This is a genomic window from Micromonospora sp. NPDC048063 (genome assembly GCF_043202855.1).
GTDB lineage: Bacteria > Actinomycetota > Actinomycetes > Mycobacteriales > Micromonosporaceae > Micromonospora.
The window spans coordinates 17,407-31,715 of record NZ_JBIDBG010000018.1 but is presented as its reverse complement, the minus strand read 5'-3'; the positions used below and the strand labels follow the sequence as shown (position 1 = coordinate 31,715).

Here is a 14,309-nt window from a genome sequence, read left to right as displayed (position 1 = left end):
TGGCGGTTTCAGCGGAGGGTGGCGAAGACGACGCCCGCGATCAGGGCGCCGAGCAGTGCTCCCGCGACCACCTGGGGCACGGTGTGGTCGCGCAGACGGACCCGGGACCAGCCGACGAGCGCGAGCAGTGGCGCGGTCGCCAGCAGAGCGGCCCCGAATGTCAGCACCAGCACGACCACCGTGCCGGCGGCCACCGCCGAGTGGATCGACATCTTCCACCAGTGACTGACGGCCACGGCGACCACCAGGCCGAGCAGCCCGGCGGCGGCCAGGGCCAGCACCGGGCGGGGCGCGCCGAGGACCGCGAGCAGGGCCAGGCCGGCGGCCACCGAGCAGAGGCCGAACAGCAGTGGAACGCGGCGCTGCTCGCGGACGCCCACGTGGTGGTCGGTGAACCGGCCCCGGCGCACCCCGCCGACGATGTACGCGAACGGGATGCCGCTGACGAAGAGCGTGGCGAGCAGGCCCCAGGCCAGCCCGTACGCGCCCCGGGTGCTGTGCCAGCCGACCGCCACGGTCAGCAGGGAGACCAGCACCGCGGGCGCGGTCAGCTCGGTGACGAGCCGGGCGAGCCGCAGCGTGGGACCGGGACGCGGCACGGCGTCCGGGCGGGTCGAGGGCCCTGCGCCCGTGCCGTCCGCTCCGCTCAGCGCTCCGCCTCTGCTCCGCCCCGGGCCGCGCCCGGAGCCACCCCGTCCACCCACCGGCGGGCCGACCCGCGCTGCGCCGTCGGGCGGCTCACCTGCCGTCGGCCGTCACCGTACCCGTGGCCGCCCGGCGCCGGCCCGCACTCCGGCGGGCTCGACCGTAAGGCGGGAAGCCTCGGCGGGCCGTGGGCCGGCCGGGGACGAGGCCGGCGTGGCGTCGGCGGTCGGCGTGGCGTCGGCGGTCGGCGTGGGATCGGCGGTCGGCGGCGAGCCCGTGCTCGTGGGCTCCGCCGACGGTCCCGGGGTCGGCGAGCCGGTCGCCGTGATCACCGGGGACGGACTCGGCGAGAGGGTCGGCTCGGGCGAGGGCGACGTGGACGGGGAAGGGCTGGGTGACGGGCTCGGCGAGGGCAGCGGAACCGGCCGGCCGCCCGGCGGGCGCGACGGGACCACCGCGGGCGGGGGCGCGGGCCGCACCACCGACCCCGGGCCCGGCGCCGCCACGACCGGCGTACGCGGGGCCGGCGCGGCGGGCCGCCAGGTGCTCGGGGTCGCCACGGCGGGGGACGGGGTCGACGGGACGACCGCCGGCTGGTTCGTCGCCGGCACCGGGATCACCACCGGGCCCACGGAGGGCGTGGGCAGGAACGGGGTGCCGCTGTCGGGCAGGGCGGTGCTGCCGACCGTGGCAGAGCCGGTGCTGATCGCGGCGAGGATCGGCATCGACGCGGTGCCGGCGAGCAGCGCCACGGTGAACAGGTAGCCCCGGGGCGGCCCGCCGGACCCGGGCGCCCGGTGCGCGCCCACCAGTCGGCGGTAGCCACCGGCCGCACGGTGCCGAACGAGGAACGGGGCACCGGGGCCTTCGCCTGGATCGGACACCGCGCACTCCTCCTCGTTGGTCTCCCGCCGGCCCGGGGCAGCGGTCGCCCGACTCCGCCCCGCGACCACGGCCGCATCGTCGAGTCCGGCACCCACGACGACCTGCCGGACGAGCGTCGGCTTCGCGACCGTTCGCCGGGCCGACGATCAGCGGGACACCGCGACCGGAGCCAGCCGGCGGCACCCGGATCGCCGCGAGGAAGCGGCAAACCCCTCGACCTGGGCCATCCCCCCGCCAATCAGCCTGCCCAGTGACGCTCCGTCAGCCAACCCCCTACCGCGTGTCGACACGCGTATCTGCCCGAACGGTGACGAACCATCGCCGGATCGGCCGCGCGTCGATGGAACGGACACCCGGCGCTTCGTGTAACGAAGCGGGCCGCCCTCCCGGTGCGGGGCGGGCGTACTGTGGGCGCGCTCACGTGTGATGCGAATATGGACCACGACGGCAACGCAGCCTCGACCTCCGCGCACCCCCGCGGCAGGCGCGGCTGGGCGCCGGCGCTCCCGAACCGGGTTCGGCCAAGAATCCGGCTTCACGCCGCGCGGCAACCCCCACCGGGGCTAGGCGCGGCCGCCAGGAACCGGTCCGGCACCAGCCGGACAGGCGCACGAGTTGCGCGGCCGGGTGACCCCCCGGTGCCGACGCAGACAGACAGGGAGAGACGGATGGCAAAGGGCGACCCCGGGGTCTCCAGCCGCGGCCGGCGGGCCGCACCCCGCTCCAGGAAGGGCGCGACCGGCGACCCGCAGCTGGTGCAGTTGCTCACCCCGGAGGGTGAGCGGATCGAGAGCGCGACCGGCCCGGACGGGACGGAGTACCGCGTCGACTTCACCGACGAGGAGTACCGCGGGCTCTACCGCGACCTCGTGCTGGTCCGCAAGCTCGACGCCGAGGCCACCGCGTTGCAGCGCCAGGGCGAGCTGGGCCTGTGGGCCAGCCTGCTGGGCCAGGAGGCCGCGCAGGTCGGCTCGGGGCGTGCGCTGCGCACCCAGGACATGGCCTTCCCGACCTACCGGGAGCACGGCGTCCTCTACTGCCGGGGCATCGACCCGATCATGCCGCTCGGCCTGTTCCGGGGCGTCGACCAGGGCGGCTGGGACCCGAACGAGTTCAAGTTCAACATGTACACGATCGTGATCGGGGCACAGACCCTGCACGCGACCGGGTACGCCATGGGCGTCAGCATGGACGGCAAGACCGGGACCGAGGACGGCGAGGCGGTGATCGCCTACTTCGGCGACGGCGCCACCAGCCAGGGCGACGTCAACGAGGCGTTCGTCTGGGCCAGCGTCTTCAACGCCCCCCTGGTGTTCTTCTGCCAGAACAACCAGTACGCCATCTCGGAGCCGCTGGAGCGGCAGACCCGTGTCCCGCTCTACCAGCGGGCGGGCGGCTTCGGCTTCCCCGGCGTGCGGGTGGACGGCAACGACGTGCTCGCGTCGTACGCGGTGACCCGGCACGCGCTGGACAACGCCCGGCTCGGCCAGGGCCCCAGCCTCATCGAGGCCTACACCTACCGGATGGGCGCGCACACCACCTCCGACGACCCGACCCGCTACCGGATCGCCAGCGAGGTCGAGGCCTGGCAGGCCAAGGACCCGATCGCCCGGATGAAGGCGTTCCTGACCAGGCAGCAGATCGCCGACGCGGACTTCTTCGCCGACGTCGACGAGCAGGCCCGCACCGAGTCGGTGCACCTGCGCGAGCGGGTGCTCGCCATGCCCAACCCTGAGCCCGTGACGATGTTCGACCACGTCTACCCCACCGGGTCCCCCGAGCTCGACAAGCAGCGGGCGCAGTTCAGCAGGTACATGGAGTCGTTCGAGGGGAGCGCCCACTGATGGCCACGGAGACGCTCACCCTCGGCAAGGCCCTCAACACCGGCCTGCGCAAGGCCCTGGAGAACGACCCGAAGGTCGTCATCATGGGCGAGGACGTCGGCAAGCTCGGCGGCGTCTTCCGGATCACCGACGGCCTCCAGAAGGACTTCGGCGAGCAGCGGGTGATCGACACCCCGCTCGCCGAGTCCGGCATCATCGGCACCGCGGTCGGCCTCGCCATCCGCGGCTACCGCCCCGTCTGCGAGATCCAGTTCGACGGCTTCGTCTACCCCGCGTACGACCAGATCGTGTCGCAGGTGGCGAAGATGCACTACCGCTCGCAGGGCAAGGTCAAGATCCCGATGGTCATCCGGATCCCCTTCGGCGGCGGCATCGGCGCGGTCGAGCACCACTCGGAGTCGCCGGAGGCGTACTTCGCCCACACCGCCGGCCTCAAGGTGGTGAGCTGCGCCAGCCCGCAGGACGCGTACACGATGATCCAGCAGGCCATCGCCTCGGACGACCCGATCGTGTTCATGGAGCCGAAGCGGCGCTACTGGGAGAAGGGTCCGGTCGAACTGGACGCCCCGCTGTCCGAGGCGTACCCGCTGCACTCCGCCCGGGTCGCCCGGGCCGGCACCGACGCCACCCTGCTGGCGTACGGGCCGATGGTGCGGACCTGCCTGGACGCGGCGACGGCCGCGGCCGAGGACGGCCGCGAGCTGGAGGTCATCGACCTGCGCACGATCTCGCCGCTGGACCTGACCGCCGCGTACGAGTCGGTGAAGCGCACGGGCCGCTGCGTGGTCGTGCACGAGGCCCCGGGCAACCTGGGCCTGGGCTCGGAGATCGCGGCCCGGGTCACCGAGGAGTGCTTCTACTCCCTGGAGTCCCCGGTGCTGCGGGTGACGGGCTTCGACACTCCCTACCCGGCCTCCCGGGTGGAGGAGGAGTACCTTCCCGACCTCGACCGGGTGCTCGACGCCGTCGACCGCACCTTCGGCTGGTGAGCGGCATGTCGCGGATCAAGGAGTTCAACCTTCCCGACCTGGGCGAGGGCCTGACCGAGGGCGAGATCCTCGCCTGGCTGGTCAAGGTCGGCGACGTCATCGAGCTGAACCAGCCGATCGTCGAGGTGGAGACGGCCAAGGCGGCCGTCGAGATCCCGGCGAAGTGGGCCGGCCAGGTGCAGGCGATCTTCCACCCGGAGGGGACCACCGTCGAGGTCGGCACACCGATCATCGCGATCGACACCGACCCGGGCGCCGGGCCCATCGAGGCGTCGGCGACCGGTGCGCCGGCCGCCGACCTGCCCGCCCCGTCGGCGGCGTCGCTGGCGGCGGTCGAGGTGGCGCCGGCCGAGGGCGCGGTCGAGCCGGGCCTGATCGGCGGTCCGGCCCCGGGTGGGCGTACCGCCGTGCTGGTGGGCTACGGCCCGCGGACCACGGCCGCCAAGCGGCGCCCGCGCAAGGGCGGCGCCCCGGTGCCGGCCCAGGCCGCGGCCCCGGCGGCTCCGGTCGCGCCGGCGATCCCGGTCGCGCCGGCGGCCCCGGTCGCCCCCGCGGCCCCGGTCGCGCCGGTGAGCACGGCCCCGGCGAACGGCCACGGCCGGGCCGGCGGCCCGGTGCTGGCCAAGCCTCCGGTCCGCAAGCTCGCCAGGGACCTCGGCGTCGACCTGTCCACGCTGACCGGCTCGGGCCCGCTGGGCTCGATCACCCGGGAGGACGTGCAGCGGGCGGCGAGTGGCACCCCGGTGGCGGCCGAGCCGCTGACGGTGGCGGCCCCGGCCACGGCGGCGGCGAGCTTCGGCGCGGACCGCGAGCAGCGCATCCCGGTCAAGGGGGTACGCAAGCTCACCGCCGAGAACATGTCCCGCTCGGCGTTCACCGCCCCGCACGTGACGGAGTTCCTGACCGTCGACGTGACCCGGGCGATGAAGGCCCTGGACCGGCTCCGCGGCCGGCGGGAGTGGCGCGACGTGCGGGTATCGCCGCTGCTGCTGGTCGCCAAGGCGGTGCTGCTGGCTGTCAGGCGCCACCCGATGGTCAACTCGACCTGGGCCGGCGACGAGATCGTGGTCAAGGACTACGTCAACCTGGGCATCGCGGCGGCCACCGAGCGAGGGCTGATCGTGCCGAACATCAAGGACGCCGGCCGGCTCTCGCTGCGCGAGTTGGCGGACGCGATGACCGACCTGGTGCAGACGGCCAAGGCGGGGAAGACCTCGCCGGCCGACATGTCCGGCGGCACCCTGACGATCACCAACGTGGGTGTCTTCGGCGTGGACACGGGCACGCCGATCCTGCCCCCGGGCGAGTCGGCGATCCTGGCCTTCGGCGCCGTACGCGAGATGCCCTGGGTGCACAAGGGCAAGGTCCGTCCGCGCCAGGTCACCACGCTGGGCCTGTCGTTCGACCACCGGATCATCGACGGCGAGCTGGGCTCGAAGTTCCTGCGCGACATCGGGGACTTCCTGGCCGACCCGGAGGCGGCGCTGCTCGCCTGGACCTGACGGGTCTCGACACCAGCCACGGCCGGTGTGCCTCGGGTGAACGCCCGGCACACCGGCCGTGACCGTTGGGAGACAGAAACATCGGCTCACGGACCGGTTTGACCTTCGATTGTTCGGCTCGTGTCCCAGCTCACCTAATAATCGATGGAAGTTGGGAGCGTTCTGCGGTTCAATAGAGACATCAAGGGGCTGACAACCGAATAGCCAGGAGGAGAGACCACCATGAGCATGATCGAGCGAATCCGTAACCGCCGCGACGCCAACCGCCGCGCCCGTGCCATCGAGCACGCGCTGCGCTCCGCCAACTCGCCCGCGGTCCGCGAAGAGATCCTCGCCATCGCCCAGCGTCACATGAGCTGACGCCCAGATCGTTCCTCACCTCCTCCAGATCGATGGCCCGCCCGGTCCGCCCGGGCGGGCCATCGGCGTTTCACACCCATTGACACCGGGATTCCACCCCGCCGCAGCGCCCGGTACGGTGGGCTTCGGTCGTTGCCCGCCGACCGGGAGCAGGTCGAGTCGATAGAAGCCGCTCGACACCACCCGGCCACAGGGAGTGACGGCCGGGTGCTCCCCGGAAGCCCTCGGGCAGTCACCGGATACGGTGCGGGGAGCCGGTACGGCCGGTACACCGGCGACGCCGGCCACCCTGCCGAGCAGACCGATCGGCAGCGGCGGCCGACAGGTGATGGAGGAGGCGCACGCATGACGTCCGAGGGCACGCACCACCCCGGCCAGCAGCCGGACGAGGTGTCGCCGGGCGCCGGCGGACCGGCGCCGTACGGCGACCGCCCGGCGCAGCAGGGCAACGGCTACGGCGGCGCCCCCGACCTGGGCTGGGCGCCCCCGCCACCGTCCGGGCAGCCGAACCCTCCCGCCTGGGCAAACCAGAACGAGCAGCAGACGGCCCCCGCCTGGGGCGCCGGCCAGCCTCCGCAGCAGGCCGACCCCGCCCCGCCCGCCACCTGGGGACCCGCCGGCGGGTCCCCACAGCCGGCGTGGCCCGGCGCGCCGGGAGAGCAGCCCGGTCCCACCTGGGCCGCCGCCGCCGCCCCGCCGCACGCCGCCCCCGACCAGCCCGCCTGGGCCCAGACCGAGCAGCCCTCCCCGGCCTGGGCGCAGTCCGAGCCCGCCGCGCGCGGCGCCGCCCAGGTCCCGCAGGCCGCCCCCGCCCCGCAGCCCTGGCCCACCCAGGACGACCCCGCCCGCTCCGGCGGCTGGAACACCGAGCCCCCGCAGGACCCCACCCGCTCCGGCGGCTGGACGGCCGGACAGCAGGACGACCAGGCCCGCTCCAGCGGCTGGGCCGGCGACGCCGTCCCGGACGATCGGCCCCGGCAGGACGGCTGGGCCGCCCAGCAGGATGACCCGAACCGTTCCGGTGGCTGGGTAGGCGGCGTCCAGCAGGACGCGCAGCCCGAGCCCGCCGCGCGCGGCGCCGCCCAGGTCCCGCAGGCCGCCCCCGCCCCGCAGCCCTGGCCCGCCCAGGACGACCCCGCCCGCTCCGGCAGCTGGAACACCGAGCCCCCGCAGGACCCCACCCGCTCGGGCGGCTGGAGTCCTGCCGGGCAGCAGCAGGATGACGAGTGGCCGGGCCGGGACGAGCCGGCATCGACCCGAGGCGCGGCCTCGGTGCCGCAGCAGCCCGAGGACCGGGACCCGAACGGCTGGGGCGCCTCCGCACCGGCCTCGACCCCGCCCGGCCGGGCGGCCGTTCCCGCCTCCGGCGACGGCGGGCCGCCGCCATGGGGCCCCGCGGCCGAGAGCCTGCCGCAGCGGGTCGGCGGACCGGCCGTACCGGACGTCGAGCCGTGGTCGGCGGACGAGGCGTGGGGCCGCGCCGCGGCGGGCGAGCCCGCCGCGAACCGGGCCGGCAACGGCTGGGAGGCGGACCGCGCCGAGGAGCCGCCGATCTACCAGCCCGCCCCGGGTCCCGGCATCTCGCCGGCCAACGCTGTGCCCCTGCCGCCCCAGGAGCAGCGGGTGCCCGGCGCCAGCCTGGCCGCCGCCCCGCCGACCGACTACGTTCCCCCGGCCCAGTTCGCGCCCGAGCAGTCCGCCCGGGAGGGCGGTGTGCCGGCGTACGGGCAGGAGCAGCCGGGCTGGGCGCAGGCCGGCTCCCGGCACGACGATCCGCAGTCCACCGCCGGGCCGGTGGTGCCCGCTCCGCGTACCTCGCCGGAGTCGGGCGGGCGGGCGGCCGTACCGGCGCCGGAGGGTGCCGAGGCGGCGGCCGGCAGCGTCTCGGCGAGCGCCGCGGTGCCGCTGGCCAGCCGGGTGATGCCGCCGGCCGACCAGCCCCTGCAGCCGGGTGGCACCCCCGCGCCGCAGCCCCGCGTGTACGGCCGGCCGGCCCGCCCTGAGCCAGCGGACGCACCGGCGCAGGACGAGCCGCACGGGCACCGGCCGGACCACGCGCCGCCGCCGCGGTTCGACCAGGGGCCCGAGACGCGGTTCAACCAGGACGCGCGGTTCGACCAGGGCCCGGACGCCCGGTTCGACCAGGACACGCGATTCGACCAGGGCCCGGACGCCCGGTTCGACCAGGACACGCGATTCGACCAGGGCCCGGACGCCCGGTTCGACCAGGACACGCGATTCGACCGGGCTCCCGAGCCGCGCTTCGACCAGGCGCCGGAGCCCCGCTTCGACCAGGGGCCGGACCCCCGCTTCGACGACCGGGAGCGGGGAGCGGCCGCCTTCGGCGCCGCCGCTCCGGTCGCGCCCGCGTCGCCGGCCGCGCCCCCGACCTTCCCGCCGGGCGTGCCGTCCTTCGTCGACGCGCCGGCCAACGGCCGGCCCGTCAACGGGGTCCGGCCGCACGATGGCGCGGACCGCCCCGCCGAGCACTTCGGCGCCCCAGCCGCCGGCGCAGCCGCTGGCGGCGCGGCACCCGGCTACGGGCCCGCCCCGATGGCCGACCCCGCACCAGGCGGCGCCTTCCCGCCGGCGTTCCCGCCGCCCGGGCAGCAGCCCGGCCCGTCCTCCTGGGACCAGGGCGCTCCGGAGCAGGACCAGGGCCGGTTCGACTCGTTCAAGCCCATCGCGGAGCCGAAGACCGAGGCGCCCACGCCCAAGGTGCGCAACGGGCGGGTGCTCGCTGCGGTGCTCGTCGCCGCGGTGCTGATCCTGGCGGTGCCGCTGGGCCTGCTCATGCTGCTCGGCAAGGTCGGCGGCACGGAGAAGGCCCCGGCCTTCGATCCGGCGGTCGGCAGCTGCGTCAAGCAGTCGGGCGAGGGCGCGGCGGCGGCGGGCTGCGGTGAGGCGGGCGCCTTCACCGTGGTCTCCAAGGTGGACGCGAAGGACAAGTGCGCCGACCCGGCCCAGCCCCACGTGGTGCTCCCCGGTGACGGGGCGAACCGGGTGCTCTGCCTGAAGCCGGCCGGCAAGTAGCCACAGCACGGGGGCGGGGCCACGGGAGACCGTGGCCCCGCCCCCGTTTCGCCGGTGGGATGTGATCGAGCCCGCGCGGGGTGCCGCCCGGCCCGACCCGCCGCGTCCGGCAGACTGGGCTCATGAGCGCACGAGTACGGGCCCCCGAGCTGCGCGGTCGAGGCTGGCTGAACACCGGCGGGCGGGACCTGAAGCTGTCCGATCTGCGCGGCAAGATCGTGATCGCCGACTTCTGGACCTTCTGCTGCATCAACTGCCTGCACGTGCTCGACGAGTTGCGCCCGCTCGAGGAGAAGTACGGCGACGTGCTCGTCGTGATCGGCGTGCACTCGCCCAAGTTCGAGCACGAGAAGGACCCGGACGCGCTGGCCGCCGCCGTGGAGCGGTACGGCGTCCACCACCCGGTGCTCGACGACCCCGAGCTGGACATGTGGCAGCAGTACGCGGCCCGCGCCTGGCCCACCCTGTCGGTGATCGACCCCGAGGGCTACGTGGTGGCGACCATGGCCGGCGAGGGCCACGCCGAAGGGCTCGCGCGGCTCGTCGACGACCTGATCGCCACCCACGAGGCGAAGGGCACCCTGCACCGGGGCGACGGCCCGTACGTGCCGCCGGCCGAGCCGGAGACCACGCTGCGCTTCCCCGGCAAGGCGGTGCTGCTGGAGAACGGCAACCTGCTGGTGTCGGACTCGGCCCGGCACTCGCTGGCCGAGCTGGCGCCGGACGGGGAGGCGCTGGTCCGCCGGATCGGCGCCGGCACCCGGGGGCGGGCCGACGGCCCGGCCGGGGCGGCCACCTTCTCCGAACCGCAGGGGCTCTGCCTGCTGCCCGCGCACGCCGCCGAGGTGGCCGGCTACGACCTGGTCGTCGCCGACACGGTCAACCACCTGCTGCGGGGCGTACGCCTGGCGGACGGGGAGGTGGTCACGGTCGCGGGAACCGGTCGGCAGTGGCGCTCCACGGTCGACGACCACGCGCACGACGCGCTCTCGGTCGACCTCTCCTCCCCCTGGGACCTGGCCTGGTACGACGACAGGGTCGTCATCGCGATGGCCGGCATCCACCAGCTCTGGTGGTTCGACCCGGTGAAGCGCACCGCCGGCATGTACGCGGGCACGACGGTGGAGGCGCTGCGCGACGGCCCGCTGGCCGAGGCGTGGATGGCGCAGCCGTCCGGCCTCTCGGTCTCGGCCGACGGCAGGCGGCTCTGGATCGCCGACAGCGAGACCAGCGCGATCCGGTACGTCGAGAACGACGTCATGGGCACCGCCGTCGGGCAGGGGCTCTTCGACTTCGGCCACGTGGACGGGCCGGCGTCCTCGGCGCTGCTCCAGCACCCGCTGGGGGTGTGCGCGCTGCCGGACGGCTCCGTGCTGATCGCCGACACGTACAACGGGGCAGTCCGCCGCTACGACCCGGAGGGCGACCGGGTCTCGACGGTCGCCGACGGGCTCGCGGAGCCGAGCGACCTCGTGCTGACGCCGGCCGGCGAGGTGCTGGTGGTGGAGTCCGCCGCGCACCGGTTGACCCGGCTGGCACCGGGCGCGCTCTCCGCCGCGGGGGCGAGCACCGTGGACGGCCCTCGGCACCGCACCGAGCGCAAGCCCACCGACCTGGCCGCCGGCGAGGTGACGCTGGACGTCGTCTTCACCCCAGCGCCGGGGCAGAAGCTGGACGAGACGTACGGCCCGTCGACGCGGCTGGTGGTCTCCGCGTCCCCGCCCGAGCTGCTGCTGGAGGGCGCCGGCACCGGCACGGAGCTGTCCCGCCGCCTGGTGGTGAACGGCGACGTGGCCGGCGGCGTGCTCCAGGTGACCGCCCAGGCGGCGACCTGCGACGCGGACGTCGAGCACGCGGCCTGCCACCTGACCCGCCAGGACTGGGGTGTCCCGGTCCGGGTGGTCGACGGCGCCACCGCCCGGCTCCCGCTGGTCCTCCGCGGCCTGGACGCCTGAACACCACGCGAACGGCGCACGCCGCCCGGCCTGTGTGTTAGGAAGGGCACCTTCCTCTACAGAAAACGATAGGAAGGTGCCCTTCCTTTCACGCGAACGGAGTGAGCGTGACCCCCGCGTCGACCAAGGCGGCGCGTACGAGCTCGGCGCAGCGGACCGCGCCGGGGGCGTCGCCGTGCAGGCAGATCGACTCGACCGGGCACGGGATCACACTGCCGTCGACGGCGACGACGGTCCGCTCGGTGGCCATCCGGACGGCCCGGGCGGCCACCTCCTCCGGGTCGGTGACCAGCGCGCCGGGGGCGGTGCGCGGCACCAGCGAGCCGTTGGGCAGGTAGCCCCGGTCGGCGAAGCCCTCGGCGACCACCCGCAGGCCCGCCCCGGCGGCGAGCTGGGCGAGGACCGAGCCGGGCGAGCAGAGCAGCGGCAACCGGTCGTCGTACTCGCCGACCGCCGCGACCAGCGCCGCCGCCTGGGCCTCGTCGCAGGCGGCGGCGTGGTAGAGCGCCCCGTGCGGCTTGAGGTAGCGGACCCGGCTGCGGAACAGCCGGCAGAACGCGTCGAGGGCGCCGAGCTGGTAGGTGACCTCGTCGCGCAGCTCCGCGAAGGCGTACGCGATGTGTCGCCGGCCGAAGCCGGCGAGGTCGCGGTAGCCGACCTGGGCGCCGACGGCGACCCCGCGTCCGGTGGCGGCCTCGCAGACCCGGCGCATCGTGGACGCGTCGCCGGCGTGGAATCCGCAGGCGACGTTGGCGGAGGTGACCAGGTCCAGCAACGCGGTGTCGTCGCCGAGCCGCCAGATGCCGAATCCCTCGCCGAGGTCAGCGTTGAGGTCCATGGAACCTGACCGTAGTCCCTGGGCGCGCCTGCGCGAGGGGGGTCACGTCGTCCACCACCCCGACGACGGGGTACCCGCCGGTGGTCGGATGGTCGGTGAGGAAGATCAGCGGCTGGCCGTCCGCCGGCACCTGCACCGCGCCGAGCACGATTCCCTCGCTGGGCAGTTCCCCGGCCACCGCGCGGGGCAGCACCGCGCCGGTGAGTCGCGCGCCGACCCGGTTGCTCACCGGGCTCACCGCGTACGCGCTGCCGAACAGCCGGTCCAGCGCCGCCGGGGTGAACCAGTCGTCGCGGGGGCCGCGGCGCAGCGTCAGCCGTAGCTCGGTCGGCGTCGGCGCCACGACGGTGACGTCGACCGGGGCGGGTGGCCCGGTCGGCGCGCCCAGGGGCAGCAGGTCGCCGTCGCGCAGCGGCGGCGGGCCGAGCCCGGAGAGCGTGTCGGTGGCCCGGCTGCCGAGCACCGGCTCGACGGCGATCCCGCCGCCGACCGCGAGCCAGTTGCGCAGGCCGTCGCGGGGCGGGTCGATCCGCAGCACGGCGCCCGCCGGCACCGAAAGCGGCCGTCCCACGTCCCCGAACCGGCGGCCGACCCGGACGGCGGTGGCCGTCCCCGTCACCGCGACCGTCGCGGCGCGGGAGAACCGCAACTCGCAGCCGGTCAACGTGATCTCCAGGCCGGCGGCGGACTCCGGGTTGCCGACGAGGCGGTTGGCCAGCCGCAGCGCCGCCGGGTCGAGCGCGCCCGACCGGGGCACGCCCAGGTGCGCCCACCCGGCCCGGCCGAGGTCCTGGACGGTGGTCAGCGCCCCGGCACGGAGCACCTCGACCGCCGGCCCGGTCACGCGGCCACCAGGCGCACCTCGGTGCCGGGGGTGAGCCGGGCCGGCGGGTCCGCGTGCACGTCGAAGAGGGCCGTGCCGGTCCGCCCGACCAGCAGCCAGCCGCCGGGCGAGGCCGTCGGATAGATCCCGGCGTACGGGCCGGCCAGGGCGACGGAGCCGGCCGGCACCCGGGGGCGCGGGGTGGGCAGCCGGGGCACCGCCAGTACGGCGGGGAGCCCGGTGAGGTAGGCGAACCCGGGGGCGAAGCCGCAGAAGGCCACCCGGAAGGCGGTACGCGTCAGCCGCTCGACCACCGCCGGCACGTCCACGCCCCAGTGGCCGGCGACGACGGGCAGGTCCTCCCCGTCGTACGTCACGGGGACCTCGACCGTTTCGGCGGCGGCCGTGCCGGCGGGGGCGGGTGGGCGGGGTGCCCAGGCGGCGATCCGTGCGGCGGTCGCGGCCGGGTCGGGCACGCCGTCGAGCAGGACGGTGGTGGCCGCCGGCACGATCTCGACGGCGCTCAGCTCTCCGCGTTCGCGCCGCCGCCACAGCGTTGCCCGCCATCCCTCCACCTGGTCGGCGTCGTCACAGTCGATCAGCAGGGCGTGCGCCCCGACGGGTCGGATCCGCATCCCGCCATACTCCACGACCGATCCGGGGCACCAGGGTCGACGGTCGCCATCTCGCGTGACCGGACGCACTACTTTCAGGTAACCTACGGTGCCGTAACCTGATGTCGTGACCACCTCCGCCCCGCTTCGACTCAAGCCGGTCGACATCGGTAAGCCCCGGATGCGGGGCTGGCTCCACACGTACGCGTTCTTCGTCGCCCTCGTCTGCGGGATCGTGCTCAGCGCGATCGCCGCCTCCCGACCCGGCTGGGCACCCCTGGTGAGCTGCGTGATCTACAGCCTCACGGTGTGCGGGCTGTTCGGAACCAGCGCCCTCTACCACCGGCGGGTGTGGTCCGAGCGCGGCTACCAGGTCATGCGCCGGATGGACCATTCGATGATCTTCGTGTTCATCGCGGGCACGTACACGCCGTTCTGCGTCCTGCTGCTGGAACCCCGGCCGGCCACGATCATGCTGTCGCTGGTCTGGGGCGGCGCGATCGCCGGGGTGGCGCTCAAGCTGGTCTGGCCGCACGCCCCGCGCTGGGTCTCCGCGCCGCTCTACCTGGCGCTCGGCTGGGTCTCGGTCGCGATGCTGCCCGACATCCTGCACCAGGGTGGTGTCACCGCCCTGGTGCTGCTCGCCGTCGGCGGCGCGATCTACAGCGCCGGCGCGGTCTTCTACGCGCTGCGCCGGCCCAATCCGTGGCCCACCGTCTTCGGCCACCACGAGTTCTTCCACGCCTGCACGCTGGTGGCGGCGCTCTGCCACCACATCGCCATCTACTTCGCCCTCTTCGCCTGACCCCACCGACCGACGC

Annotated in this window: 12 protein-coding genes; 8 read left to right on the top strand and 4 right to left on the bottom strand. The window is 75.2% G+C overall.

The features are described from left to right. Positions 1-8 precede the first annotated feature (8 nt). On the bottom strand, positions 9-599 hold the full coding sequence (locus tag ACGFZ2_RS28790) for a phosphatase PAP2 family protein (RefSeq protein ID WP_393259721.1): 591 nt from the start codon (positions 597-599) through the stop codon (positions 9-11). Positions 600-858: 259 nt separating this feature from the next. Here ACGFZ2_RS28790 and ACGFZ2_RS28785 point away from each other — a divergent pair, with 259 nt between their 5' ends. The 7 genes from ACGFZ2_RS28785 (at position 859) to ACGFZ2_RS28755 (ending at position 11,213) form a co-directional block, all read left to right on the top strand. Continuing rightward, positions 859-1,410: a hypothetical protein gene (locus ACGFZ2_RS28785; RefSeq protein ID WP_393259719.1), complete on the top strand. Its 552-nt coding sequence runs from the start codon at positions 859-861 to the stop codon at positions 1,408-1,410. 788 nt (positions 1,411-2,198) lie between these two features. Beyond that, positions 2,199-3,374 (top strand): pyruvate dehydrogenase (acetyl-transferring) E1 component subunit alpha, encoded by a 1,176-nt coding sequence (pdhA, locus tag ACGFZ2_RS28780; protein WP_393458929.1) that lies wholly within the window; start codon positions 2,199-2,201, stop codon positions 3,372-3,374. Continuing rightward, the gene (locus ACGFZ2_RS28775) at positions 3,374-4,363 is read left to right on the top strand and encodes an alpha-ketoacid dehydrogenase subunit beta (protein ID WP_393259714.1); all 990 of its coding nucleotides are present in this window, start codon (positions 3,374-3,376) and stop codon (positions 4,361-4,363) included. The genes pdhA and ACGFZ2_RS28775 overlap by 1 nt, the downstream gene beginning before the upstream one ends. Positions 4,364-4,368: 5 nt before the next feature. Continuing rightward, entirely contained in the window at positions 4,369-5,865 is a 1,497-nt protein-coding gene (locus ACGFZ2_RS28770) for a dihydrolipoamide acetyltransferase family protein (protein WP_393459071.1), read from the top strand. A 222-nt stretch (positions 5,866-6,087) separates the two neighbouring features. Next, entirely contained in the window at positions 6,088-6,225 is a 138-nt protein-coding gene (locus ACGFZ2_RS28765) for a hypothetical protein (RefSeq protein WP_165947779.1), read from the top strand. Positions 6,226-6,570: 345 nt separating this feature from the next. Continuing rightward, on the top strand, positions 6,571-9,258 hold the full coding sequence (locus ACGFZ2_RS28760; protein WP_393458926.1) for a hypothetical protein: 2,688 nt from the start codon (positions 6,571-6,573) through the stop codon (positions 9,256-9,258). Positions 9,259-9,380: 122 nt separating this feature from the next. Continuing rightward, a complete protein-coding gene (locus tag ACGFZ2_RS28755; protein WP_393458923.1) occupies positions 9,381-11,213 on the top strand; it encodes an NHL domain-containing thioredoxin family protein in 1,833 nt (610 codons plus the stop codon). A gap of 88 nt (positions 11,214-11,301) precedes the next feature. Here ACGFZ2_RS28755 and ACGFZ2_RS28750 read toward each other — a convergent pair whose 3' ends face one another. From ACGFZ2_RS28750 to ACGFZ2_RS28740, 3 genes are read right to left on the bottom strand one after another with little or no spacing between them, the layout of a single operon-like run. Further along, positions 11,302-12,051: a LamB/YcsF family protein gene (locus ACGFZ2_RS28750; protein ID WP_393458920.1), complete on the bottom strand. Its 750-nt coding sequence runs from the start codon at positions 12,049-12,051 to the stop codon at positions 11,302-11,304. After that, complete coding sequence (locus ACGFZ2_RS28745) at positions 12,035-12,895, bottom strand: biotin-dependent carboxyltransferase family protein (RefSeq protein WP_393458917.1); 861 nt, start codon at positions 12,893-12,895, stop codon at positions 12,035-12,037. Before ACGFZ2_RS28745 ends, ACGFZ2_RS28750 begins: the two co-directional genes overlap by 17 nt. Further along, on the bottom strand, positions 12,892-13,509 hold the full coding sequence (locus tag ACGFZ2_RS28740) for an allophanate hydrolase subunit 1 (protein WP_393458914.1): 618 nt from the start codon (positions 13,507-13,509) through the stop codon (positions 12,892-12,894). Before ACGFZ2_RS28740 ends, ACGFZ2_RS28745 begins: the two co-directional genes overlap by 4 nt. A 106-nt stretch (positions 13,510-13,615) precedes the next feature. Here ACGFZ2_RS28740 and ACGFZ2_RS28735 point away from each other — a divergent pair, with 106 nt between their 5' ends. Further along, the gene (locus ACGFZ2_RS28735; protein WP_393259697.1) at positions 13,616-14,293 is read left to right on the top strand and encodes a hemolysin III family protein; all 678 of its coding nucleotides are present in this window, start codon (positions 13,616-13,618) and stop codon (positions 14,291-14,293) included. The last annotated feature ends 16 nt before the right edge of the window (positions 14,294-14,309 follow it).

Coding starts and splice junctions, on each gene's coding strand:
- ACGFZ2_RS28740 (WP_393458914.1), bottom strand. CDS start 13,509: ATGCGGATCCGACCCGTCGGGGCGCACGCCCTGCTGATCGACTGTGAC.
- ACGFZ2_RS28760 (WP_393458926.1), top strand. CDS start 6,571: ATGACGTCCGAGGGCACGCACCACCCCGGCCAGCAGCCGGACGAGGTG.
- ACGFZ2_RS28775 (WP_393259714.1), top strand. CDS start 3,374: ATGGCCACGGAGACGCTCACCCTCGGCAAGGCCCTCAACACCGGCCTG.
- ACGFZ2_RS28765 (WP_165947779.1), top strand. CDS start 6,088: ATGAGCATGATCGAGCGAATCCGTAACCGCCGCGACGCCAACCGCCGC.
- ACGFZ2_RS28750 (WP_393458920.1), bottom strand. CDS start 12,051: ATGGACCTCAACGCTGACCTCGGCGAGGGATTCGGCATCTGGCGGCTC.
- ACGFZ2_RS28755 (WP_393458923.1), top strand. CDS start 9,381: ATGAGCGCACGAGTACGGGCCCCCGAGCTGCGCGGTCGAGGCTGGCTG.
- pdhA (WP_393458929.1), top strand. CDS start 2,199: ATGGCAAAGGGCGACCCCGGGGTCTCCAGCCGCGGCCGGCGGGCCGCA.
- ACGFZ2_RS28770 (WP_393459071.1), top strand. CDS start 4,369: ATGTCGCGGATCAAGGAGTTCAACCTTCCCGACCTGGGCGAGGGCCTG.